We start from the raw sequence: 20,669 nt of genomic DNA, 5'->3' as shown, positions 1-20,669 counted from the left end.
TGACGGGCCGGGCGGCCAACCGGTTGATCGCCGCCCGAATGTTTCATGCCGCGGCGCGCCCGCTGAAACATGCCGCCCGGCGCGGGATGGGGTTGCGCGGTCGCGGGGCGTGGGCTAGGCGCGCGCATCCGACGAACGGCCCCCCTGCGGGGCCGCTTGCGTCATGGGTCCGACGAGGGCGCCGGATGAGCCGCCGTCCTCCTCTCGACTCGAACGCTCGGGGTCCCCGCCGTGGTGACCCCGCGCCTCATTGGACGAGCCAATGAAAAGCCAGAACATCCGAATCCGGCTCAAGGCGTTCGACTACCGAGTGCTGGACGCCAGCACGCAGGAGATCGTGAACACCGCCAAGCGGACCGGCGCGCAGGTGCGCGGCCCGATCCCGCTGCCGAACAAGATCGAGCGCTTCACCGTGCTGCGCGGCCCCCACGTCGACAAGAAGTCACGCGACCAGTGGGAGATCCGCACGCACAAGCGCATGCTCGACATCGTCGATCCGACCCCGCAGACCGTGGACGCGCTGATGAAGCTCGACCTCGCGGCCGGCGTGGACGTCGAGATCAAGGTCTGAGGGGAGGGTTCGCCATGACGCTCCGTTCGGGAGTCATCGCCAAGAAGGTGGGCATGACCCGCCTCTTCCAAGAGGACGGCCGCCAGGTGCCCGTCACCGTGCTGCAGCTCGACGCCCTCCAGGTCGTCGGCCAGCGCACGGACGACAAGCACGGCTACACCTCCGTCCAGTTGGGCGCGGGCACGGCCAAGGCCAAGCGCACGTCCAAGGCCATGCGCGGCGTCTTCTCCGCCGCCGGGGTCGAGCCCAAGCGCAAGATCGTGGAGTTCCGCGTCGACGCGGACGCCCTGATCCCCGTGGGCGAGGAGATCATCGCCGACCACTACTTCGAGGGCCAGTTCGTCGACGTGACGGGCACCTCGATCGGCAAGGGCTTCGCCGGTGCCATGAAGCGGCACAACTTCGGCGGCCTGCGCGCCTCGCACGGCGTGTCGATCTCGCACCGCTCGCACGGCTCGACAGGCCAGTGCCAAGACCCGGGCCGCGTGTTCAAGGGCAAGAAGATGGCCGGCCACATGGGCGCCGCCCGCGTGACGACGCAGAACCTGCAGGTCGTCAAGACCGACACCGACCGCGGCCTGATCATGGTCAAGGGCTCGGTGCCGGGCTCCAAGGGCGGCTGGGTGACGATGAAGGACGCGGTCAAGAAGCCGTTCCCCGAGAACGCCATCCTGCCCGCCGCGCTGATGTCCGCGCGCCGCGAGGCCGAGCGCGCCGCCGCCGAGGCCGCGGCCCAAGCGGAAGCCGAGGCCAAGGCCGCCGAGGAGGCGCTCGCCGCCGAGCAGGCCGCCGCCGAGGAAGCCGCGCTCAAGGAAGCCGAGGCGTCCATCGCCGAGGAATCCGCGACCACCGACAACTCCGACGCCAAGCCGGAGGGGGATCAATGAAACTGAACGTCATCAATCTCGACGGCTCTGCCGCGGGCGAGATCGACCTCGCGGACGAGACCTTCGGCGTCGAGCCGCGGGCCGACATCCTGCACCGCGTCGTGCGCTGGCAGCGCAACAAGGCGCAGCAGGGCACGCACAAGGTCAAGACGCGCTCCGAGGTCAGCTACTCGACCAAGAAGATCGTCCGCCAGAAGGGGTCGGGCGGCGCCCGCCACGGCTCGCGCAAGGCGCCGATCTTCCGCAAGGGCGGCGTCTACAAGGGCCCGACCCCGCGGAGCCACGCCCACGACCTGCCCAAGAAGGTCCGCAAGCTGGGCCTGCGCATGGCGCTCAGCGACAAGGCGTCGTCGGGCAACCTCGTGGTGATCGAGACCGCCTCGGCCGAGGGCAAGACCGCCGGTCTGGCCAAGCAGGTCAAGGATCTCGGCTGGAAGCGCGCGCTGGTCATCGACGGCGCGTCGGTCGACGAGAACTTCGCGCAGGCCGCGCGGAACCTCGACGGCGTCGACGTGCTGCCGACGATGGGCGCCAACGTCTACGACATCCTCAAGCGGGACACGCTCGTGCTGACCCGCGCCGGTGTCGAAGCCCTGCAGGAGCGTCTGAAATGAACACCTACGACGTGATCCGGAAGCCGATCATCACCGAGAAGGCGACGCTCGCCTCCGAGCAGAACGCGGTGGTCTTCGAGGTGGCGATGGATGCGGCCAAGCCGCAGATCAAGGCCGCCGTCGAGGAGCTGTTCGGCGTGAAGGTCAAGGCGGTGAACACCTCCGTCGCCAAGGGCAAGGTCAAGCGCTTCCGCGGCCAGAAGGGCCGCCGCGCCGACACCAAGAAGGCCTACGTGACCCTCGTCGAGGGCAACACGATCGACGTGTCGACCGGGCTCTGAGGCCAGTCGCCTCCAAGGCATCCGGAAGGCCCCCGCCAGCGCGGGGGCCTTTCGCGTTCCGGGTTGCCGCGTCGCCGGATCGGACTTAGCTATGGCTAAGCCATACCCGGAGGGTGCGATGGAAGCCTCGGTTCACGAAGCGAAGACCAACCTGTCCAAACTCCTGAAGGCTGTGGAGGCGGGCGAGCGCGTGATTATCACGCGGCATGGCCGGCCTGCGGCGGAACTCGTACCGCCTCAGACGCGTCGGAAAGTCGTGTTCGGCAGCCTCAAGGGCTTGGTGGGCGAGCCGCCCGAGGGGTTCTTCGACCCCCTGTCCGAGGAGGAATTGAAGGAGTGGGAGGGCGACTGACCGTGGTCCTCGTCGACACGAACGCCCTCGCCTATGTTCTGCTAGACGATTCCCGTCTCTCGTCGCGCGCAGCGGAGGCCATTGCATCCGCCGCGACCGCATACGTCTCCGTCGCCTCGTTCTACGAGATTGGCCAGAAGGTTCGGCAGCGCAAATGGGACGCGATGGCTCCCTATGCTGCTGACATAGCGGACCGGGTGACGCGGGACGGGTTCGTCTCGCTCGACCTCGGCGCGGGGGTGATGACCAAAGCATCCCTGATGGACTGGCCCCACCGCGACCCCTTCGACCGCATGATCGCGGCACAAGCCCTCGTCCTCGGCGTCCCCCTCGTCTCCGCCGACCGCGCCTTCGACGTCCTCCCGCTCACCCGCATCTGGGACTAGCGCGGCCAGAGCCGCGGGAAGAACGCCCCATCGATCCGGTCCCCCTCGCCGTAGTCCGCCGCCTCGAAATGCGCCCGCTCGCCCGCCGCCCAGTCGCCGCGATAGCGGATCATCCCGGCCGGGCCGGTCATCCGCAACGTGAACCGGCGCACGGTCTCGGTCGGCGTCGTCGCCGCCAGCCCGCCGTGCAGCGTCGCCATGTCGAAGAAGATGCAGTCCCCGACGTCGAGGTCCCAGCGCAGCAGGGCCAGCCAGTGGGGGTCGAAGGCCCCGCGCAGCGCCACCGCGCCGTCGCGGCGGAAGGCGGCGCGGTCGGCGCCGCTGACGTGGCCGAGGGGCATCGGCATCCTCCGGTCCGTGGGCCGCGGCGAGCCTGCGCCGATCCCGCCCGCCGGGCAAGCGATCCGGCGGCACGGCCCCTTGACCCCATCCCGCCACCCGCGTAGGCGCCCCCATCCGCCCAGCCCCGGCCCTGCCGGGGCTTCGTCGTCATGTGCGGCGGGGCGGGACGACCGGGCACCTACGGGGGCCTACACACCGGCGGCGCCATCTGCGTCGTCACAGACAACGGAAGACAGTCAAATGGCACTCAAGTCGTACAAGCCGACGACGCCGGGCCAGCGTGGGCTGGTGCTGATCGACCGTTCGGAGCTGTGGAAGGGACGCCCCGTGAAGGCCCTCGTCGAGGGTCTCACGAAGAAGGCGGGCCGGAACAACACCGGACGGATCACCATGCGTCGTCGTGGTGGGGGGGCGAAGCGCCTCTACCGGATCGTGGACTTCAAGCGCACCAAGCGCGACCAGACGGCGGTCGTGGAGCGGATCGAGTACGATCCCAACCGCACGGCCTTCATCGCCCTCGTGCGCTACGAGGACGGCGAGCGGACCTACATCCTCGCGCCCCAGCGCCTCGCGGTGGGCGACCAGGTGGTCGCGTCGGACCGCGCGGACATCAAGCCGGGCAACGCCATGCCGTTCCAAGGCATGCCGATCGGCACGATCGTCCACAACGTCGAGCTCAAGCCCGGCAAGGGCGGCCAGATCGCGCGCGCGGCGGGCACCTACGCCCAGTTCGTGGGCCGGGACGGCGGCTACGCCCAGTTGCGCCTGTCGTCGGGCGAGCTCCGCCTCGTGCGGCAGGAGTGCATGGCGACGGTGGGCGCGGTCTCGAACCCCGACAACTCGAACCAGAACCTCGGCAAGGCCGGCCGCGTCCGCCACATGGGCAAGCGCCCGTCGGTCCGCGGCGTGGTCATGAACCCAATCGACCACCCGCACGGCGGCGGCGAGGGCCGCACCTCGGGCGGCCGTCACCCGGTGACGCCGTGGGGCAAGCCCACCAAGGGCGCGCGCACCCGCAACAAGAACAAGGCGTCCAGCCGACTGATCATCCGGTCGCGCCACGCCAAGAAGAAGGGCCGCTGACATGAGCCGCTCCGTTTGGAAGGGTCCGTTCGTCGACGCCCACGTGCTCCGCAAGGCTGAGAAGGCCCGCGAGTCCGGGCGCTCGGACGTGATCAAGATCTGGTCGCGCCGCTCGACCATCCTGCCCCAGTTCGTAGGTCTCACCTTCGGCGTGTACAACGGCCGCAAGCACGTCCCCGTGCAGGTCTCGGAAGAGATGATCGGCCAGAAGTTCGGTGAGTACTCGCCGACGCGGACCTACTACGGTCACGCCGCCGACAAGAAGGCGAAGCGCAAATGAGCAAGGACAAGAACCCCCGCCGCGTCGCCGACAACGAGGCGATGGCCAAGCTGCGGATGCTCAAGACGAGCCCGCAGAAGCTGAACCTCGTGGCCGGCATGATCCGCGGCAAGTCCGTCGAGAAGGCGCTCGCCGATCTCACCTTCTCCAAGAAGAAGGTCTCGCTGGACGTCAAGAAGTGCCTCCAGTCGGCGATCGCCAACGCGGAGAACAACCACAACCTGGACGTCGACGAGCTCGTCGTGGCCGAGGCGTGGGTCGGCAAGAACCTCACCATGAAGCGCGGGCGTCCCCGGGCCCGTGGCCGGTTCGGGCGGATCATCAAGCCGTTCGCCGAGATCACGATCGTCGTGCGTCAGCAGGAAGGAGCGGCCTGATGGGTCACAAGGTCAACCCGATCGGCATGCGCCTCCAAGTGAACCGCACTTGGGATTCGCGCTGGTACGCCGACACCAAGGACTACGGCGACCTCCTGCTCGAGGATCTGCGCATCCGCGAGTTCATCGAGAAGGAAGCCAAGCAGGCGGGCATCTCCCGGATCATCATCGAGCGGCCGCACAAGAAGTGCCGCGTGACGATCCACACCGCCCGTCCCGGCGTCATAATCGGCAAGAAGGGCGCGGACATCGAGACGCTTCGCCGCAAGCTGTCGAAGCTGACGGACAGCGAGCTGCACCTCAACATTGTCGAGGTCCGCAAGCCCGAGCTCGACGCCGCGCTGGTGGGCGAGTCCATCGCCCAGCAGCTGGAGCGCCGGGTCTCGTTCCGCCGCGCCATGAAGCGGGCCGTGCAGAACGCGATGCGCATGGGCGCGCTCGGCATCCGGGTGAACCTCGCCGGCCGCCTCGGCGGCGCCGAGATCGCCCGGACCGAGTGGTACCGCGAGGGCCGCGTGCCCCTGCACACGCTGCGCGCCGACATCGACTACGCCGGCATCGAGGCGCAGACGCCCTACGGGATCATCGGGATCAAGGTCTGGATCTTCCGGGGCGAGATCATGGAGCACGATCCCCAAGCCCGCGACCGCCGCGCGCAGGAGATCATGGACAGCCCCGCCCCCCGCGGCGCCCGCCCCGAGCGGCGCGGCCCGCGGCGCTGAGGAGGATCGTTAGATGCTGCAACCGAAGCGCACCAAGTACCGCAAGGCCCACAAGGGCCGCATCCACGGCAACGCCAAGGGCGGCGAGACGCTGAACTTCGGCACCTACGGCCTCAAGGCCACGGAGCCGGAGCGCGTTACCGCGCGCCAGATCGAGGCCGCCCGCCGGGCCATGACGCGCCATATGAAGCGTCAGGGCCGGGTCTGGATCCGGATCTTCCCGGACCTGCCGGTCACGTCCAAGCCCACCGAGGTGCGGATGGGTAAAGGCAAGGGCTCGGTCGACTACTGGGCCTGCAAGGTGAAGCCGGGCCGCGTGATGTTCGAGATCGACGGCGTCTCCGACGCCGTCGCCCGCGAGGCGCTGCGCCTCGCCGCCATGAAGCTGCCGGTGAAGACCCGCACCGTCATGCGCGAGGACTGGCACGTCACCCAGTAAGGTCGCGGCCTTTGGCGCGACCGGCGCGGTGGAGGCGATCCCGCAGGGATCGTCCGGGCCGCGCTCCGGATGGATCGGGGCGCCTTCGGGCGCCCCTTTCCTTTACGGACGGAGGGCGGACGTGCCGCCCTCCGTCCCGGCGTCAGGCCGCGAGGCCCAGCTTGTAGACGTGGATCTCGAAGGTCGGGTGCTGCTCCGCGCCCACCAGCCCGGGGCGGAAGTGCCGGAAGGTCGAGCGCCAGTAGGGCTGGATGACCACCCCCTCCTCCTGCATGATCGCCTGCAGCCGCGCCGACAGGTCCCGCCGCGCGTCGGCGTCCGCGATCGACAGCGCCTCCTGCAGCGTCTGGTCGAACTCCGCGTTGGCGAACCCGCTCTCGTTCCACGCCTCGCCCGAGCGGTACGCCAAGGCCAGCACCTGCACGCCCAAGGGCCGCTGCGCCCAGTCGGTGGCCGAGAACGGGTACTTCGCCCAGTCGTTCCAGAACGTGGAGCCCGGCAGCACCGTGCGGCGCACCGCGATCCCCGCGTCGCGCAGCTGCGCGGCCGCCGCGTCGCAGGTGTCGCGACGCCAGTTATCCTCGATCGAGATTAGGTCGTGCTCGAAGTCGCTCAAGCCCGCCTCTTCCAGCAGCGCGAGGGCGCGGGCGGGGTCGTACACCGGCGCGGGCAGTTCGGCGTATTCGGGATGGATCGGGCAGACGTGGTGGTTCTCCGCCACCGTGCCGAGGCCCGCGTAGCCCAGCTCCAGAAGCACGTCGTTCGACACCGCGAGCGCCAGCGCCCGGCGCACGCGCGCGTCCGCGTAGGGGCGCATGCCGTCCACCTCGGCCTGTTGATTGGGGCGGATGCAGATGGTGTTGGCCGTGACCACCTCCGAGCGCTCCCAGCCGATCGTGTCGAACAGCTCCACGAACTCGCCCAAGGACTCGTAGGTCATGTCGACCTCCTCGGACTCGGCGGCCGCGAAGTGGGCGGACTGGTCGGTCCCGTAGTCGACGTAGACGATGCGGTCGGCATAGGGGCCGCCGAAGACCTCCGTGCCCCACCACGCGTGGTCGCCGCGGACCATGGACGCCTCGACGCCGACCTCCAGCGCCTCGGGCACGTAGGGGCCGGTGCCCTTGGACGTCATCGGGTCGCCCGAGAAGTCCTGCGGCACGATCGCCGCCGGGTAGTCCGAGAAGCCCGCGATCAGCGTGATGTCCGGGTTGCCCAAGGCCAGCGCCACCGTGGTGTCGTCCACGACCGTGATCGCGCCCTCGCGCGCCTCGTTCGTGCCCTCGTCGATCAGCGCGGCCATGCGCGCGGCCATGGAGTTGCCCTCGACCCCGCCCTCGCACCAGCGGCGGATGTTGTGGGCCACGTCCTCGGCGGTGAAGGGCTCTCCGTCGGACCACGTCACGCCGGGCCGGACGTTCAGCGTGTAGGCGGTGGCGTCCTCGTTGATCTCCCACGACTCCAGCAGCATCGGCGCGAAGGAGCCGTCGCGCTGATACTCCACGAGGTATTCCAGCCAGCCGCGCGAGTAGTTGGACATCTGCGGCCAGTCGTAGGTGCGCGGGTCCTTCAGCGGGCGCACGTCCGACTGGATGCGAATGGTGCCGCCCTCTTGGGCTTGGGCATGGGCCGCCGTCGGGACCGCCGCGCCGATCAGGCCGTAGGCCGCCGCCGCCGTCAGGCCGAGCGAGGTGCTGCGCGTCAGGAACTCGCGCCGGGACAGCTTGCCCGCCAGATGCTCCGCGGCGAGTTGCGTGGCGTGGGGGGGGATCGAGGGCGTGCGCATGGGGCAGCTCCTATCGGTCTGGATCTGGGGGAGGGGCGGGCCGTGCCATCCGGTGTCTCGCAAGGCTCGCTGCGATGAGACCCAGGTCCACAGTAACGGCCCCGCGCGGGTTGGAAAGGGCGCAGCCCGCCGCCCGCGCGGGTCGCGATGTCGCGCCCGGGGCCGGGGGCGGGCGCCCGGCGCGCCGGGACGGGACGCGGCGGGTGGTCGACGCCGCAGGCGCGATCGCGGGCCGGCGGGCGGCTTTCGTGTCAGGGATGGGTATACCTCAGAGGACGTCCTGCGCGGCGACCCTAGCGTGCGGCGATTGTCCCTGCCGCTCCGACCATCGCCGTCGCTGACCCGCGATTTAGCCACCGCTGCGCGCGCGGCGTCTGGATTACCCGGCTCGCCCGGTCTGCGAGGGCCGCGTAGCCCGCCAACGTCGCCGTCCAGACCATAGCGATGATCGCCCCGATCGTCAGCACGGCGGTCGCCGAGAGGGTAGAGACGTCCATCACCGTGGGCAGGATCGCCACGTAGAAACCGATGGCCTTCGGATTGCCGAGTGGAAGGAGCGTGCCGAGGCCGATGAGCCGTAGTCCTTCGCCGTCCGGGGCTGTCCTCGACATGGCGACAGGTTCCGCCATCCACATGCGCCAGGCGAGGAACAGCAGATAGCCGACGCCCACCCATTTGATGAGCCCGAAGAGCGGTCCGAGAGCGGCAGCAAGCGCCGCGAGGCCCGCGACGGCGAGCGCGAACAGGATCAGGTCGCCCAACACGAGCCCTCCGATGAACGGCATCGTCCGCCAGAAACCGTCGTCGCCCCCTTCGCCACCACGGCGGCGGTCGCCGGGCCGGGCGTGACTGAGTCGATGGTGAAGATCAGCGAGAAAGCGATTAGAAGGCTGAGGTCCATCTTTGCAGTCCATCCGTGTGGCAGCGTCCATCAGGAACGTAAGTCGATTGTCGTGGACCACGAGGGTTCGAATGGGTGCGGTCGTCCGACACGTTTCGAGACGGCGCGACGGGCGTCTCGATCAGGTGCGATCCAGTCATGCGGAACACGGGCGAGGCCGGGTCCGAACCCGACCGCCACGGGTGCATCTCGAACCGGGTTGATCCGCCCTCCGCTCCGCCTCCCGTGATCCCCCGAAACGGTGGTTAACGCCGCCCCCGTATGTACGCGCGTATGTACGGGGGGTGTACAGGGGATGCACGGGGGGCGCACCTCACCCGCCCCCCGGCCCGAGTCGGCCCAACCCCCTGACCGGAGGTCGGATTCCGCCCTCCGCCCGCCCCGCGTTAACCTTTCGCTGCCCTCCGGCGGATTGCGTCCCCCGCCGCCCCTCGCCTAGAGGCCCCCCATGTCACCCGCGCCCGACCTCCTCGACCTCTTCGCCACCCGCCTCTACCGCCGCCCGGTGGGCGATCTCGACCTCGCCGAACTGCTCGCCACCTGCCTTTCCGTCATGGAGGACGACGAGGCGGGCCACGAATGGTCCGAGGCCAACGGCTACCCCGGCTACACCTCCTACGCCTCGCTGACGGACCTGCCGTGGCGGATGCCGATCTTCGCCACGCTGGTGGAGCGGCTCGATGCCCACGTCGCCCGGTTCGCCGAGGCGCTGACCTTCGAGCTTGAGGACAAGCCCCTGATCCTGGAGGACATCTGGATCAACGTCCTCCCCGAGGGCGGCTCGCATTCGGGGCACATCCACCCGCACTCGGTCGTCTCCGGTACCATCTACGTGGCCCTGCCGGAGGGCGCCTCCCCCATCCGCTTCGAGGACCCGCGCCTGCCCATGATGATGGCCGCGCCCCCCCGCCGGGAGGGCAAGCCGTTCGCCTACGTGACCCCGGCGGTGGGGGACGTGCTCCTGTGGGAGTCGTGGCTGCGCCACGAGGTGCCGATGAACATGGCCGAGGAGGAGCGGGTCTCGGTGAGCTTCAACTATCGTTGGACGTGAGGGGCATACGGACGTATATCCCCTTGCGACCTGCAACGGCGGAGCGATCCCATGTCCATGCGCGCGAAGATCAGGAAGGTCGGCAACTCGGCCGTCATGACGCTGACCTCCGAGATGCTGGCGCTCCTCGACGCCAAGGAAGGCGACACGCTGCACGTTGTGCGGGGCGACGACGGGTCGCTCAGGCTGATGGCCCACGACCCGGAGTTCGCGGAGGCCATGGCCGCCGCCGAGATCGTGATGGATGAGAACCGGGACGCGCTTCAGGCGCTGGCGTGACCGGGCCGCGCTGGATCCCGCTTCGCGCCATCGTCGCCATCCACGACCGTCAGATCGCCCGCCACGGCGGAACGCCGGGGATGCGCGACCAGACGCTTCTGGAGGCGGGCGTGGCACGACCGATGAACCGTCATGCCTACGGCGAGGCCGACCTCCCGGTGCTCGCCGCGGCCTACGCGTTCGGGATCGCGAAGGCGCACGCCTTCGTGGACGGCAACAAGCGCTCCGCGTTCGTGACCGCCGCAACCTTCCTGCGGATCAACGGAACGGAGCGAACCTTCGACCAGGCGGAGATCGTGCGGATGATGGAGGGGTTGGCGGACGGGTCCGTCGGGGAGGACGCGTTCGCGGACTGGCTGCGGGGGCAGGGGGGTGCGCCGCAGGGGAGGTGACGGCGCGTCGTGCCGGAAGGCCCCCCCGTCCCGACCCCCTTGCGCCCGCTTCCGACCTGCGCGATAGGGCGCGCCTCACCACTCCATCGGCGCAGCGGTGACCCCTCTGGGGGGCCGGCCGGTGATGTTGCACAGGAGAGGGCGCATGAACGCCACCGAACTGCGGGGCAAGACCCCCGACGAGCTGCGCACGCAGCTCAACGACCTGAAGAAGGAGGCGTTCAACCTCCGCTTCCAGCAGGCCACGAACCAGTTGGAGAACACCGCCCGGATGCGGACCGTGAAGCGGGACGTGGCGCGCGTGATGACGATCCTGAACGAGAAGGCCCGCGACGCGGCCTCGCAGCCGGAGGCCTGAGATGCCCAAGCGTATCCTCAACGGCACCGTGGTGTCGGACCAGAACAGCCAGACCGTGACCGTGCTGGTGGAGCGCCGCTTCAAGCACCCGCTGCTCCAGAAGACCGTGCGCCGCACCAAGAAGTACCGCGCCCACGACGAGCAGGACCAGTTCAAGGTCGGCGACAAGGTCCGCATCCAGGAATGCGCGCCGAAGTCCAAGACCAAGCGCTGGGAGATCCTGACCTCCGAGGCCGCGGCCGCCGAGTAAGGCTTGACGAACCGGGGTCGGCCCTTCATGGGCCGTCCTTCGACATGAGAAACCACGGGGACGACGGGTCTGCACCCGCCCCGAAGGTCGGGAGAAACCAATGATCCAGATGCAGACGAATCTGGATGTCGCTGACAACTCCGGCGCGCGCCGGGTGCAGTGCATCAAGGTTCTGGGCGGATCCAAGCGGAAGTACGCCTCCGTGGGCGACATCATCGTGGTGTCGGTCAAGGAGGCCATCCCGCGTGGCCGCGTGAAGAAGGGGGACGTCCGCAAGGCGGTCGTCGTCCGCACGGCGAAGGAAGTGCGCCGCGACGATGGCACCGCCATCCGCTTCGACCGCAACGCCGCCGTGATCCTCAACAACAACAACGAGCCCATCGGCACCCGCATCTTCGGGCCGGTGGTGCGTGAGCTTCGTGGCAAGAACTTCATGAAGATCATCTCGCTCGCGCCGGAGGTGCTGTGATGGCCGCCAAGCTCCGCAAGGGTGACACGGTCGTGGTCCTGTCCGGCAAGGACAAGGGCAAGACCGGCGAGATCACCTCCGTCGACCCGAAGGCCGGCAAGGCCGTGGTCGACGGGATCAACATGGCGATCCGGCACACCCGGCAGTCGCAGGCCAGCCAAGGGGGCCGCATCCCCAAGGCGATGCCGATCGACCTGTCGAACCTCGCCGTCCAGGACGCCAACGGCAAGGCCACCCGCGTCGGCTTCCGCATGGAGGACGGCAAGAAGGTGCGCTTCGCCAAGACCACGGGGGACGCGATCTGATGCTCGATCAGGCTGACTACACGCCCCGTCTCAAGGCGCAGTACGCCGAGACGATCAAGCCGGCCCTCATGGAGGAGTTTGGCTACAAGAACGCCATGCAGGCGCCCAAGCTGACCAAGATCGTGCTGAACATCGGCGCGGGCACCGAGGCCGTGCGCGACAGCAAGAAGGCCAAGTCGGCGCAGGACGACCTGACCGCCATCGCGGGCCAGCGCGCCGTCGTGACGAAGGCCAAGAAGTCGATCGCCGGCTTCCGGGTCCGCGAGGGGATGCCGCTGGGTGCCAAGGTCACGCTGCGCGGCGACCGCATGTACGAGTTCCTCGACCGTCTGGTGACGATCGCCCTGCCGCGCGTCCGCGACTTCCGCGGCGTCTCGGCCAACGGCTTTGACGGGCGCGGGAACTACAACATGGGCCTCAAGGAGCACCTCGTGTTCCCCGAGATCAACTTCGACCAGATCGACGAGAACTGGGGCATGGACATCGCGTTCGTGACCACGGCCTCGACCGATGCCGAGGCGAAGTCGCTGCTCAAGCACTTCAACCTTCCGTTCGCTGCCTGAGGAGCTGAGAGATGGCGAAAGAATCCATGATCCAGCGTCAGAAGAAGCGCGAACGTCTGGTGGCGAAGTATGCCGACAAGCGCGCCTCCCTGAAGGAGATCGCGAACGACGAGTCCAAGCCGATGGAGGAGCGCTTCAAGGCGCGCCTGAAGCTGGCCGAGCTGCCCCGCAACTCGTCCGCGACCCGTCTCAACAACCGCTGCCAGCTGACCGGTCGCCCCCGTGGCTACTACCGCAAGCTGAAGCTGTCCCGCATCATGCTGCGCGAGTTGGCCTCCGAGGGTAAGATCCCCGGGATGGTCAAGTCGAGCTGGTGAGGAGGATCCAAGAATGAACGATCCCATCGGCGATATGCTGACCCGCATCCGCAACGCCTCCATGCGGGGCAAGTCGACCGTCCGCACCCCGGCCTCCAAGCTGCGGGCGTGGGTGCTCGACGTGATGGCGGACGAGGGCTACATCCGCGGCTACGAGTCCGGCACGGACGAGCGTGGCCACCCCGAGATCGAGATCTCGCTCAAGTACTACGAGGGCGCCCCGGTGATCCGGGAACTCAAGCGCGTCTCCAAGCCCGGCCGCCGGGTGTACGTGGGCGCCTCCGACCTGCCGTCGGTCCGTCAGGGCCTCGGCGTCTCGATCGTCTCCACCCCCAAGGGTGTCATGACCGATGCCACCGCGCGTTCCCAGAACGTCGGCGGCGAGGTCCTCTGCACCGTCTTCTGAGGAGAGGGAAATGTCTCGTATCGGCAAGAAGCCCGTGGAGCTGCCCTCCGGCGTGGAGGCGTCCCTCTCGGGCCAGACCATCAACGTGAAGGGGCCGAAGGGCACCCTCTCGTTCACGGCGACGGACGACGTGACGCTCAACGTGGACGGCCAGACCGTCACCGTCGAGCCGCGCGGCAAGTCCAAGCGCGCCCGCCAGCAGTGGGGGATGTCCCGCACAGTGGTGGCGAACCTCGTGCAGGGCGTGACCCAAGGCTTCAAGAAGGAGCTGGAGATCACGGGCGTCGGCTACCGCGCGCAGATGCAGGGCAACGTCCTGAAGCTGTCGCTCGGCTACAGCCACGACGTGAACTTCGAGGTGCCCCAAGGCGTCACCGTGACCGCGCCCAAGCCCACGGAGATCGTGGTCGAGGGCAACGATGCGCAGCAGGTCGGCCAAGTGGCCGCCAACATCCGCGAGTGGCGGCCGCCGGAGCCCTACAAGGGCAAGGGCATCCGCTACAAAGGCGAGTACATCTTCCGCAAGGAGGGTAAGAAGAAGTAATGGCCCTGACCAAGCGACAGCTCTTCCTGCGGCGGCGCTCGCGCACCCGCAACCGCCTGCGGGCCTTGGGCGGCGGCAAGCCCCGCCTGTCGGTGCACCGCTCGAACAAGAACATCTCGGTCCAGCTGATCGACGACGCGCAGGGGCGGACCATCGCCTCGGCCTCGTCGCTCGAGAAGGATCTGGGGATCGTCGGCAAGAACAACGTGGAGGCCGCCGCCAAGGTGGGCGCCGCGATCGCCGAGCGGGCCAAGTCGGCCGGCGTCACCGAGGTGACGTTTGACCGGGGCGGGTTCATCTACCACGGGAAGGTCAAGGCGCTCGCCGACGCCGCCCGCGAGGGTGGCCTGACGTTCTGACCGGGAAGATGGGGTACAACCCCATCCTACCCCGCAGCCGTAGGATGTGGTTCCACCCCATCATGCGCCTGAGGGGGGCCACGCGGCCCTCCCGATGATCCGGGGCCATGCCGGCCACTTGGATCGACACCACCGGGCCGCAGCGCCCGCCAATCACGGAGGTCCTCATGGCAGGACGTGACGACAACCGCGGCCGCGGCCGCGGACGGGACCGGGACGAGAACCCGGAATTCGCCGACCGCTTGGTCGCCATCAACCGCGTCTCCAAGACGGTGAAGGGCGGCAAGCGCTTCGGCTTCGCGGCGCTTGTGGTCGTGGGCGACCAGAAGGGCCGCGTGGGCTTCGGCAAGGGCAAGGCCAAGGAGGTCCCCGAGGCCATCCGCAAGGCCACCGAGCAGGCCCGCCGCCAGATGATCCGCGTCGCCCTGAAGGACGGGCGCACGCTGCACCACGACATCGACGGGCGCCACGGTGCCGGCCGCGTCGTCATGCGGACCGCCCCCGAGGGCACCGGAATCATCGCCGGTGGTCCGATGCGCGCTGTGTTCGAGATGCTGGGCGTGGGCGACGTCGTCGCCAAGTCGCTGGGCTCCCAGAACCCCTACAACATGATCCGCGCCACCATGGACGGCCTGAGCAAGCAGCAGTCGCCCCGCAACGTCGCGGCCCGCCGCGGCAAGAAGGTGGCTGACATCCTGCGCCGCGAGCCCGACGCCCCGATGGTGGACGGCGAGCAGGCGCCCGTCGCCGAGGAGGCCTGATCCATGGCTACGATCGTCGTCAAGCAGGTGGGCTCGCCCATCCGCCGCCCCGCCGAGCAGCGCGCCACGCTGATCGGGCTGGGCCTGAACAAGATGCACAAGACCCGCGAGCTGGAGGACACCCCCTCCGTGCGCGGCATGATCAACAAGATCCCGCATCTGGTGGAGATCGTGGAGGAGCGGGGCTGACGGCTCCGCGTGGGCTCTCGCCCACCCTACGGGTTCTCGAGACGCCCCGGCCGGAAGCGGTCGGGGCGTTAGTCGTTCAGCGCACCCAGCCCTCCGTCGCCATGATCGCGTGCGCCTCGTCGGTGACGAGGAAGTCGAGGAACGTCTGGGCCTCCGCGTCGGCCTCGGGCGACAGGACGACGTTGACGTCGCGGTGGATCACCCGGTCGGGGGCCAGTTCGACCATCTCGATGTCGTCCTTCGTGAGCGGCCAGTTCGGCCACGTGATCCACGCATCCGCGTCCCCGCCCGAGATCACGCCGTAGGACGCGCCGGACCCGAGCGCGTAGGCCACGATGTTCGCGCGCAGGCCTGCCACATCGTCGAGCCGCCCGAGGCGGCCGGCCACGTCCTCCCACGTGCCGGTGCCGGAGGTGTTGTAGACGCCGGCGCCCTCGGTGACGACGACGCGCACGCCGTCCGCGAGGAGGTCGTCGAAGCCTTCGATGCCCAGCGGGTTCCCGGCGGCGACCGCGATCACGGTGGGGCGCAGGTAGATCGGCTCGACCTCCGCCGGGTCGAAGGCCGTGTAGGTCAGCAGGAAGGCGGTCATGGACTGCTCGGACGTGCCCCACAGGATGTCGGCCTGCGCCTGCGCTTCGCCGGTCCAGTCGCTTTCGGGGCCGGCGACGACCTCGACCTCCGTGCCCGTCCGCTCGGTCCAGACGTCCGCGACCTTTCGGAACGCGGTGTGCGGCCCACCCGCGCCGTAGAGGCGCACGACGCCGTCGGCGGGATCGTGAGCTATCGACGGGTCGTGGAAGTCGGTGGTGCCCGCACGGTCGGCCGCGACGTCCGCGAACGCGGGGGCGGCCGCGAGCGTGGCCAAGGCGATGGATCTGATCATTGGCTCCTCCTATACGAGCCAACCGGCGCCGGGTGGCGATGTTCCTACAACGCCGTCCGCGTCACCTGCCCGAAGAACCGCTCCGTGTCCGCCTTCTGACAAAGCCGCGTCCCCACCTCGCGCACCGCGCTCGCCGCCGCCGCCGTGCCCCACGCGCAGGCCGTGACCGGATCGTCGCCGCGGGCCAGGGCCATCGCGAAGGCGCCGACGAACGAGTCGCCCGCGCCGATCTTAGAATGCGCCACCACCACCGGCGGGCGGCAGAGGCCGCGCCAATCGCCCGTATCGATGACGTTGCCGTCGGCGCCGGCGGCGACCATCACGATCTCGGCCGCGCCCGCGTTCCGGATGTCGCTCGTCACCTCGGCGATCTCCTCGACGCTCGTGAGGTGGCGCCCGCAGAGCTCCTCGGCCTCCACCGTGTCCATCCGCAGGACGTGCAGCCCGGCCTTGGCCCGGGCGGCCTGGATCAGCGCGTCGCCAGAGGTGTCGAGGATCATGCGCCCGCCCTTGGCGGCGATGAGCGGGACGAGGTCGAGGAAGAACTCCACCCCCAGCCCCGGCGGCAACGAGCCCGAGGGGATCACCAATGCGCCGGGCTTCACCGCCGCCAGCAGCGCCGCCCGCGCGGCGTCGGCGTCGAGGTCGGACCACGGCGGGCCGGGCAGCATGAAGCGGTATTGCAGCCCCGTCGCGGCGTCGCGCACGGAGACGGACTGGCGCGTGGGATGGGCGACGCCCAAGGGCTCGGGGGTGAGGCCCTCGGCGCGGATCAGGTCGACCAGCGCTTGGCCCGTCGGACCGCCGAAGGCGAGCAGCGCGCGGGAGCGTCCGCCGAGGTTGTGGATCGCGCGGGAGACGTTCACGCCGCCCCCGCCCGGATGGACCAAGGGCTCCGAGCAGCGCAGCTTGCGGTCGGGGACGACGGCGGGCGCCTCGGTCGAGAGGTCCAGCGCGGGGTTCACGGTGACGGTGAGGATCGACATGGCGCCGTTTCACCCCATCCCGCGCCCGAGGGGAAGCGGGATGGCCCCGATGACGCAGCCCAGCGTCGCGTTGAGCGCGGCCACTAGCTCGTCCACCGTGTCGGCGTCGACGAAGAGGCCGCCGGTGCGGTCGCTCAGACACTTGGCGACGGTGTCGCCCGCGTAAATCTGCTGGTCGGGGTTGTCCCACGAGAAGAAGTCGCGCGTGGCCTTGAAGCCGATCACGTGAATCGTCAGGTCCGCCGCCTCGGCGGCCAGCCGGGCGCCGAGGGCGCAGGGCGTGCCGCCGCAGGTCTCGTTGCCATCGGTGACGAGGACGACCGTGGCGGGCTCGGTCCGGTGGGAGAGCAGCGCTGCGGCGCGCTCGACGGAGCGCGAGAGGGGCGTGAGGCCGCCGGGGTCCAGCCCCTCGGCGGCGGCGATGGCCGGGGCGGCGCTGGCCTCCACCGGCGGGAAGTGCAGCGTGATGCCGTCGCACGACCCCGCGCCGCCCGGCCCGTAGGCGATGAGGCCGATGCGGCGGAACGGCTCGACCTGCGGCATGGCGCGGCGGAGCGCGGCGCGGGCGTCCTCGATCCGCGTGGCCGCGCCGGTGTCGTAGCCGATCTCCGCCATGCTGCCCGATCCGTCCAGCACGAGCATCGCGTCGTGGGTGCAGGGCATCGCGGGGGTGGCCAGCAGGGCCAGCAGCGCGGCCCTCACCCGACCGGCCCCGTCCGGGCCCGTCCGCCGAGGACGCAGCCCAACGTCCGCGACAGCGCGTCCACAAGCCCGTCCGCGTCCCGCGCGGTGACGTACTGCCCGCCGGTCCGCACCGCGAGGCAGCGCGCGACGCTGTCGTAGGAGATGCCGTTGCTGGAGCGGTCGATGAAGGACAGGTGGCGCGCGTAGTGGAAGCCGATCACGTGCACCGTCAGGTCCGCCCCCTCCGCCGCGAGCCGCGTCCCCGCCGCGCAGGGCGTGCCGCCGCAGGTGTCGTTGCCGTCCGTCACCAGCACGATCGTCGCGGCCTCGGTCCGGTAGCGCAGCGCCTCGGCCGCGTGCTGGACCGCGGAGACGAGCGGGGTGGAGCCACCGGGCTCCGTCTCGGCGATCACGGCGAGGAGGGGGGCCGGGTCCGTGGTGGGCGGGACGCGCAGCGCGACGCTGTCGCAGGACTGGCTGCCGCCGGGGCCGTAGGTCACGAGGCCGATGCGGCGCGTCTCGGTCAGGCGGGGCAGGGCGCGGCGCATCGCGGCGCGCCCGTCCTCCATCCGGGTGACGTCGGTGCCGTAGACCAGCCGCTCCATCGAGGCGGAGGCGTCCATCACCACCATCGCGTCGTGCAGGCACGCCTGCGCCGGGGCGGCGAGGCCGAGCGAGAGGGCGAGGGCGGCGCGGAGCATGGGTGGAGGGTAGCGCGGGCGCGGCGATCCGGCGAGTGCGCCCTTGAACCCCCCGCGGCGGGGCGCTATCGCCCGCCGGTCCGCATCGGACACCCACGAAACCGCGTCCGGCCCCACCTCGCTTCGGGGGCCGCGTCCGGAAAGGAGAAGCGACATGAAACTCAACGAACTCCGGGACAACCCCGGCGCCACCCACAAGCCCAAGCGCGTGGGCCGCGGCCCCGGCTCCGGCCTCGGCAAGACCGGCGGGCGCGGCATCAAGGGGCAGAAGTCCCGCTCGGGCGTGGCCATCAAGGGCTACGAGGGCGGCCAGATGCCGATCTACCAGCGTCTGCCCAAGCGCGGCTTCACCAAGCCGAACCGCAAGTCCTACGCCGTCGTGAACCTCGGCCTGATCCAGAAGTTCATCGACGCGGGCAAGCTGGGCACCGAGATCACCGAGACGGAGCTGGTCGACTCGGGCCTCGTGCGCCGCAGGCTCGACGGCGTCCGCGTGCTGGGCAAGGGCGAGATCACCTCGAAGGTCACGCTCACCGTCACCGGCGCGTCCAAGGGCGCGGTCGAGGCGGTCGAGAAGGCCGGCGGCTCGCTGACCGTGACCCAGACGCCCAAGTCGGAAGACGCGGCGTCCGCCTGACGGTTGTGGCGCCCGACGGCGCCGCCTACATCACCTGACGACAGCGACGCCGCCCCGCACCCTACGGGGCGGCGTTCGTGCGTAGAGGGAAGCACATCATGGCATCAGCTGCGGAGCAGATGGCCGCGAACATGAGCTGGGGCGCCTTCGGCAAGGCCAAGGAGCTGCGCGCCCGCATCCTGTTCACGATCGGCCTGCTGATCATCTACCGGCTCGGGACCTACATCCCCGTCCCCGGCATCGACGCGCAGGAGCTGCGCCAGTTCGTGGAGCAGGCGGCGGCGGGCCTCGGCGGCGTGCTCAACATGTTCACCGGCGGCGCGATCGGCCGGATGGGCATCTTCGCGCTGGGCATCATGCCCTACATCTCGGCCTCGATCATCGTGCAGCTGATGACCGCGATGGTCCCGCAGCTGGAGCAGCTCAAGAAAGAGGGCGAGCAGGGCCGCAAGAAGATCAACCAGTACACGCGCTACGGCACCGTGGCGCTGGCCACGCTGCAGGCCTACGGCCTCGCCGTGTCTCTGGAGTCCGGCGGGCTCGTGACCGATCCGGGCTGGTTCTTCCGCGCGGCCTGCGTGATCACGCTGGTCGGCGGCACCATGTTCCTGATGTGGCTGGGCGAGCAGATCACCGCGCGCGGCATCGGAAACGGCATCTCGCTCATCATCTTCGTGGGCATCGTGGCCGAGCTCCCGGCCGCCTTGGCGCAGTTCTTCGAGAGCGGGCGGACCGGCGCGCTGTCGACGCCGGTGATCCTCGGCGTGACGCTGATGCTGATCGGGACGCTGATCTTCGTGGTGTTCATGGAGCGGTCCCTGCGGAAGATCCACATCCAGTACCCGCGCCGCCAGGTGGGGATGAAGGTCTATGACGGCGGGTCCAGCCACCTGCCGATCAAGGTGAACCCGGCGGGCGTGATCCCGGCGATCTTCGCCTCGTCGCTGCTGCTGCTGCCGACGACGATCTCCACCTTCTCGGGCCAGAACAGCGGGCCGATCATGTCGACGATCCTCGCCTATTTCGGGCCGGGACAGCCGCTCTACCTGCTGTTCTTCGCGGGCATGATCGTGTTCTTCACGTACTTCTACACCCACAACGTGTCCTTCAAGACGGAGGACGTGGCCGACAACCTGAAGAACCAGAACGGCTTCATCCAAGGGATCCGGCCGGGCGCGCGCACGGCGCAGTACCTCGAATACGTGGTCAACCGCATCCTCGTGCTCGGCGCGGGCTACCTCGCCCTCGTTTGCATGATCCCCGAGATCGTGCGCAACGAGCTGGCCATCACGGCCTATTTCGGGGGCACTTCGATCCTGATCATCGTGTCGGTGGGGATGGACACCATCCAGCAGGTGCAGTCCCATCTGCTCGCCCACCAGTACGAGGGGCTGATCGAGAAGTCGCAGCTGCGCGGCAAGCGCCGCGGCCAGCGCGGCAAGGGCAAGGCCGGGTCCGCGCGCCGCTGAGGCGGCGCGCCCGCACGGTCGGGTCGAAGGGTCGGGGAGGGA

General features: G+C 69.6%; 33 protein-coding genes. 26 read left to right on the top strand and 7 right to left on the bottom strand.

The window, feature by feature from the left end:
• The first annotated feature begins 262 nt into the window (after positions 1–262).
• From rpsJ to JQC91_RS12600, 5 genes are all read left to right on the top strand, one after another.
• Complete coding sequence (gene rpsJ, locus JQC91_RS12625) at positions 263–571, top strand: 30S ribosomal protein S10 (RefSeq protein ID WP_203287154.1); 309 nt, start codon at positions 263–265, stop codon at positions 569–571.
• Between the two features lie 14 nt (positions 572–585).
• Positions 586–1,458 carry a 50S ribosomal protein L3 gene (gene rplC / locus JQC91_RS12620; protein WP_203287153.1) on the top strand — a complete coding sequence of 291 codons (873 nt, stop codon included), beginning with the start codon at positions 586–588 and terminating at the stop codon, positions 1,456–1,458.
• Entirely contained in the window at positions 1,455–2,072 is a 618-nt protein-coding gene (gene rplD, locus JQC91_RS12615; RefSeq protein ID WP_203287152.1) for a 50S ribosomal protein L4, read from the top strand. Before rplC ends, rplD begins: the two co-directional genes overlap by 4 nt.
• Positions 2,069–2,353: a 50S ribosomal protein L23 gene (locus tag JQC91_RS12610; RefSeq protein WP_203287151.1), complete on the top strand. Its 285-nt coding sequence runs from the start codon at positions 2,069–2,071 to the stop codon at positions 2,351–2,353. Before rplD ends, JQC91_RS12610 begins: the two co-directional genes overlap by 4 nt.
• A gap of 336 nt (positions 2,354–2,689) precedes the next feature.
• On the top strand, positions 2,690–3,091 hold the full coding sequence (locus tag JQC91_RS12600; RefSeq protein ID WP_203287149.1) for a type II toxin-antitoxin system VapC family toxin: 402 nt from the start codon (positions 2,690–2,692) through the stop codon (positions 3,089–3,091).
• Here the strand turns inward: JQC91_RS12600 and JQC91_RS12595 are convergent.
• The gene (locus tag JQC91_RS12595; RefSeq protein ID WP_203287148.1) at positions 3,088–3,438 is read right to left on the bottom strand and encodes a hypothetical protein; all 351 of its coding nucleotides are present in this window, start codon (positions 3,436–3,438) and stop codon (positions 3,088–3,090) included. The genes JQC91_RS12600 and JQC91_RS12595 overlap by 4 nt on opposite strands.
• A gap of 235 nt (positions 3,439–3,673) precedes the next feature.
• Between JQC91_RS12595 and rplB the strand changes: the two genes are divergently transcribed.
• Genes rplB through rplP form a run of 5 tightly spaced genes read left to right on the top strand, consistent with a single transcriptional unit; the run spans position 3,674 to position 6,334 of the window.
• Positions 3,674–4,516, top strand: a complete 843-nt coding sequence (gene rplB, locus JQC91_RS12590) for a 50S ribosomal protein L2 (protein WP_203287147.1) — start codon at positions 3,674–3,676, stop codon at positions 4,514–4,516.
• A gap of 1 nt (position 4,517) precedes the next feature.
• Entirely contained in the window at positions 4,518–4,796 is a 279-nt protein-coding gene (gene rpsS, locus JQC91_RS12585) for a 30S ribosomal protein S19 (RefSeq protein WP_203287146.1), read from the top strand.
• Complete coding sequence (gene rplV, locus JQC91_RS12580) at positions 4,793–5,173, top strand: 50S ribosomal protein L22 (protein ID WP_203287145.1); 381 nt, start codon at positions 4,793–4,795, stop codon at positions 5,171–5,173. Before rpsS ends, rplV begins: the two co-directional genes overlap by 4 nt.
• A complete protein-coding gene (gene rpsC / locus JQC91_RS12575; protein WP_203287144.1) occupies positions 5,173–5,895 on the top strand; it encodes a 30S ribosomal protein S3 in 723 nt (240 codons plus the stop codon). The genes rplV and rpsC overlap by 1 nt, the downstream gene beginning before the upstream one ends.
• A gap of 13 nt (positions 5,896–5,908) precedes the next feature.
• The gene (rplP, locus tag JQC91_RS12570; RefSeq protein ID WP_203287143.1) at positions 5,909–6,334 is read left to right on the top strand and encodes a 50S ribosomal protein L16; all 426 of its coding nucleotides are present in this window, start codon (positions 5,909–5,911) and stop codon (positions 6,332–6,334) included.
• Positions 6,335–6,476: 142 nt separating this feature from the next.
• Here the strand turns inward: rplP and JQC91_RS12565 are convergent, their stop codons facing one another.
• Positions 6,477–8,120 carry an ABC transporter substrate-binding protein gene (locus JQC91_RS12565; protein ID WP_203287142.1) on the bottom strand — a complete coding sequence of 548 codons (1,644 nt, stop codon included), beginning with the start codon at positions 8,118–8,120 and terminating at the stop codon, positions 6,477–6,479.
• A 293-nt stretch (positions 8,121–8,413) separates the two neighbouring features.
• Entirely contained in the window at positions 8,414–9,034 is a 621-nt protein-coding gene (locus tag JQC91_RS12560) for a LysE family translocator (protein ID WP_275297004.1), read from the bottom strand.
• 435 nt (positions 9,035–9,469) lie between these two features.
• Between JQC91_RS12560 and JQC91_RS12555 the strand changes: the two genes are divergently transcribed.
• The 14 genes from JQC91_RS12555 (at position 9,470) to rpmD (ending at position 15,264) form a co-directional block, all read left to right on the top strand.
• Positions 9,470–10,072, top strand: coding sequence for a TIGR02466 family protein (locus tag JQC91_RS12555; RefSeq protein ID WP_203287140.1), 603 nt, complete (start codon positions 9,470–9,472; stop codon positions 10,070–10,072).
• Between the two features lie 57 nt (positions 10,073–10,129).
• A complete protein-coding gene (locus JQC91_RS12550; protein WP_203287139.1) occupies positions 10,130–10,351 on the top strand; it encodes a transcriptional regulator/antitoxin MazE in 222 nt (73 codons plus the stop codon).
• A complete protein-coding gene (locus JQC91_RS12545; protein WP_203287138.1) occupies positions 10,348–10,743 on the top strand; it encodes a type II toxin-antitoxin system death-on-curing family toxin in 396 nt (131 codons plus the stop codon). Before JQC91_RS12550 ends, JQC91_RS12545 begins: the two co-directional genes overlap by 4 nt.
• A gap of 145 nt (positions 10,744–10,888) precedes the next feature.
• Positions 10,889–11,101 (top strand): 50S ribosomal protein L29, encoded by a 213-nt coding sequence (rpmC, locus tag JQC91_RS12540; RefSeq protein WP_203287137.1) that lies wholly within the window; start codon positions 10,889–10,891, stop codon positions 11,099–11,101.
• 1 nt (position 11,102) lies between these two features.
• A complete protein-coding gene (gene rpsQ, locus JQC91_RS12535) occupies positions 11,103–11,351 on the top strand; it encodes a 30S ribosomal protein S17 (protein ID WP_203287136.1) in 249 nt (82 codons plus the stop codon).
• Between the two features lie 100 nt (positions 11,352–11,451).
• Positions 11,452–11,820, top strand: coding sequence for a 50S ribosomal protein L14 (gene rplN, locus JQC91_RS12530; RefSeq protein ID WP_067296687.1), 369 nt, complete (start codon positions 11,452–11,454; stop codon positions 11,818–11,820).
• A complete protein-coding gene (gene rplX, locus JQC91_RS12525; protein ID WP_203287135.1) occupies positions 11,820–12,125 on the top strand; it encodes a 50S ribosomal protein L24 in 306 nt (101 codons plus the stop codon). Before rplN ends, rplX begins: the two co-directional genes overlap by 1 nt.
• Positions 12,125–12,688 (top strand): 50S ribosomal protein L5, encoded by a 564-nt coding sequence (gene rplE / locus JQC91_RS12520; RefSeq protein ID WP_203287134.1) that lies wholly within the window; start codon positions 12,125–12,127, stop codon positions 12,686–12,688. The genes rplX and rplE overlap by 1 nt, the downstream gene beginning before the upstream one ends.
• A gap of 11 nt (positions 12,689–12,699) precedes the next feature.
• Complete coding sequence (gene rpsN, locus JQC91_RS12515; protein WP_203287133.1) at positions 12,700–13,005, top strand: 30S ribosomal protein S14; 306 nt, start codon at positions 12,700–12,702, stop codon at positions 13,003–13,005.
• Between the two features lie 13 nt (positions 13,006–13,018).
• A complete protein-coding gene (rpsH, locus tag JQC91_RS12510; protein WP_203287132.1) occupies positions 13,019–13,411 on the top strand; it encodes a 30S ribosomal protein S8 in 393 nt (130 codons plus the stop codon).
• Positions 13,412–13,421: 10 nt separating this feature from the next.
• Positions 13,422–13,955, top strand: coding sequence for a 50S ribosomal protein L6 (rplF, locus tag JQC91_RS12505; protein WP_203287131.1), 534 nt, complete (start codon positions 13,422–13,424; stop codon positions 13,953–13,955).
• Entirely contained in the window at positions 13,955–14,314 is a 360-nt protein-coding gene (gene rplR, locus JQC91_RS12500; RefSeq protein WP_203287130.1) for a 50S ribosomal protein L18, read from the top strand. The genes rplF and rplR overlap by 1 nt, the downstream gene beginning before the upstream one ends.
• A gap of 167 nt (positions 14,315–14,481) precedes the next feature.
• The gene (rpsE, locus tag JQC91_RS12495) at positions 14,482–15,075 is read left to right on the top strand and encodes a 30S ribosomal protein S5 (protein ID WP_203287129.1); all 594 of its coding nucleotides are present in this window, start codon (positions 14,482–14,484) and stop codon (positions 15,073–15,075) included.
• Between the two features lie 3 nt (positions 15,076–15,078).
• A complete protein-coding gene (gene rpmD, locus JQC91_RS12490; protein ID WP_043920694.1) occupies positions 15,079–15,264 on the top strand; it encodes a 50S ribosomal protein L30 in 186 nt (61 codons plus the stop codon).
• A gap of 76 nt (positions 15,265–15,340) precedes the next feature.
• Here the strand turns inward: rpmD and JQC91_RS12485 are convergent, their stop codons facing one another.
• From JQC91_RS12485 to JQC91_RS12470, 4 genes are read right to left on the bottom strand one after another with little or no spacing between them, the layout of a single operon-like run.
• Complete coding sequence (locus tag JQC91_RS12485) at positions 15,341–16,150, bottom strand: substrate-binding domain-containing protein (RefSeq protein WP_203287128.1); 810 nt, start codon at positions 16,148–16,150, stop codon at positions 15,341–15,343.
• A 44-nt stretch (positions 16,151–16,194) separates the two neighbouring features.
• Positions 16,195–17,136, bottom strand: a complete 942-nt coding sequence (locus JQC91_RS12480; protein ID WP_203287127.1) for a hexose kinase — start codon at positions 17,134–17,136, stop codon at positions 16,195–16,197.
• Positions 17,137–17,145: 9 nt separating this feature from the next.
• The gene (locus JQC91_RS12475; protein ID WP_343069969.1) at positions 17,146–17,838 is read right to left on the bottom strand and encodes a VWA domain-containing protein; all 693 of its coding nucleotides are present in this window, start codon (positions 17,836–17,838) and stop codon (positions 17,146–17,148) included.
• Positions 17,835–18,521 carry a VWA domain-containing protein gene (locus JQC91_RS12470; RefSeq protein ID WP_203287126.1) on the bottom strand — a complete coding sequence of 229 codons (687 nt, stop codon included), beginning with the start codon at positions 18,519–18,521 and terminating at the stop codon, positions 17,835–17,837. The genes JQC91_RS12475 and JQC91_RS12470 overlap by 4 nt, the downstream gene beginning before the upstream one ends.
• Before the next feature lie 154 nt (positions 18,522–18,675).
• On the opposite strand from JQC91_RS12470, the gene rplO reads away from it, so the two are divergent.
• Both rplO and secY read left to right on the top strand, forming a co-directional pair.
• Positions 18,676–19,158, top strand: a complete 483-nt coding sequence (rplO, locus tag JQC91_RS12465) for a 50S ribosomal protein L15 (RefSeq protein ID WP_203287125.1) — start codon at positions 18,676–18,678, stop codon at positions 19,156–19,158.
• A 98-nt stretch (positions 19,159–19,256) separates the two neighbouring features.
• The gene (secY, locus tag JQC91_RS12460; protein WP_203287124.1) at positions 19,257–20,627 is read left to right on the top strand and encodes a preprotein translocase subunit SecY; all 1,371 of its coding nucleotides are present in this window, start codon (positions 19,257–19,259) and stop codon (positions 20,625–20,627) included.
• Positions 20,628–20,669 lie beyond the last annotated feature (42 nt).

Source organism: Jannaschia sp. Os4, assembly GCF_016820245.1.
Taxonomy (GTDB): Bacteria; Pseudomonadota; Alphaproteobacteria; order Rhodobacterales; family Rhodobacteraceae; genus Jannaschia.
This window is presented reverse-complemented; position numbering and strand designations above follow the sequence as displayed.